Origin of the sequence: Streptomyces sp. NPDC127177, assembly GCF_042672475.1 — a bacterium.
GTDB lineage: Bacteria > Actinomycetota > Actinomycetes > Streptomycetales > Streptomycetaceae > Streptomyces.
Map to the genome: position 1 here is coordinate 1 of NZ_JBHXUW010000133.1, position 1,481 is coordinate 1,481.

Below are 1,481 nucleotides of genomic sequence, written 5' to 3' on the forward strand. Positions count from 1 at the left end.
GGTGTGGGCGAGGGTGTTGTTTCGGTTGCTGTGGTGGATGTGTCGGGTGCGCCGGTGGTGTCGGTGGAGTCGTTGGCGATGCGGGCTCTGCCGGCGGATGCTGTCGGTGGTGTGGATGCGCTGACGAGGGACGCGCTGTTCCGCCTCGACTGGACGCCCGTGCCTTCGTCCGTCTCCCCGTCTGCTGCGCGCAGTGTCGCGTTGGCCGGCGAGGACACCTGGGGCCTCGTAGCCGCCCTGCGGGATGCCGGGTTCGCTCCCGGGTACGCGGCGGAGCCGCTTGCGCTGGCGGCCGACGACGCACCCGTACCGGATGTGGTGTTGATTCCGGTGGCCGGTGAGGCAGCCGGTGAGGTGACGGATGTCGTGCGGTCGTTGACGTCGCGGGTGCTGGGGCAGATCCAGGAGCGGTTGTCGGACGCGCGGTTCGCCGAGTCCCGGTTCGTCTTCGTGACGCGGGGTGCTGTGGGTGGTCAGGACGTGGCCGCGGCTGCTGTGCGTGGTCTCGTACGGTCGGCGCAGTCGGAGAACCCTGGATGCTTCGGGCTCATCGACCTCGACCCGGCAGAGCCGGTGGCACTTCCACAGTCGGCGCTGGAAGGCGACGAGCCGCAACTGCTGGTTCGGGCCGGCGCGGTACTGGCAGCACGACTGGTGCGCGCGACTGCCGACGACGGCGATCAGGACCTGGCCTGGGCGGCGGGTGAGGGCAGTGTCCTGATCACCGGTGGTACGGGTGGACTGGGCGCTGTGGTGGCCCGGCATCTGGTGGCGGAGCACGGAGTGCGACGGCTGCTGTTGGTGAGCCGTCGCGGACTCGGCGCCGAAGGCACCGAGGAGTTGGTGGCTGAGCTGGAGCTCCACGGGGCCGAGGCTGTGGTCGAGGCGTGTGACGTCTCCGACCGGGACGCGCTGGAGCGGCTGCTGTCGCGGCACCGTGTGTCGGCCGTGGTGCATGCGGCCGGTGTGCTGGACGACGGTGTGGTGGGTTCACTGACGCCGGAGCGGCTGGACAAGGTGCTGCGGCCCAAGGTCGATGCCGCCTGGCACCTGCACCAGCTCACAGAGAAGCTCGACCTGGACGCCTTCGTGGTCTTCTCGTCGGCCGCCGCGTTGTTCGGTAGTGCGGGGCAGGGGAATTACGCGGCTGGGAACGCGTTCCTGGATGCGTTGATGGAGCGTCGCAGGGCGCAGGGCTTGCCTGGTGTGTCGCTGGCGTGGGGTCCGTGGGATCAGTCGGGTGGCATGACGGGGACTCTGTCGGAGGCGGATGCTGAGCGGATGGCGCGGGCGGGTGTGCCGGCGTTGTCGGTGGATCTCGGTGTTGCGCTGTTCGATGCGGCTCTGGCTTCGGGTGGGGCTGTGGTGGCTCCGGTGCGGCTGGATCTTCCGGTGCTGCGTGCGCAGGGTGAGGTTCCGGCGTTGTTGCGTTCGTTGATTCGTGTGCGGTCGAGGCGTGTGGCTGCGGTCGCGGGTTCGGC

1 protein-coding gene is annotated in these 1,481 nt (G+C 69.6%); it reads left to right on the forward strand.

Going from position 1 to position 1,481, the window contains the following annotated elements:
• Window positions 1–54: 54 nt before the first annotated feature.
• The coding region (locus ACFVJX_RS36010) for a beta-ketoacyl reductase (RefSeq protein ID WP_385746760.1) at window positions 55–1,481 on the forward strand (1,427 nt) is incomplete at its 3' end.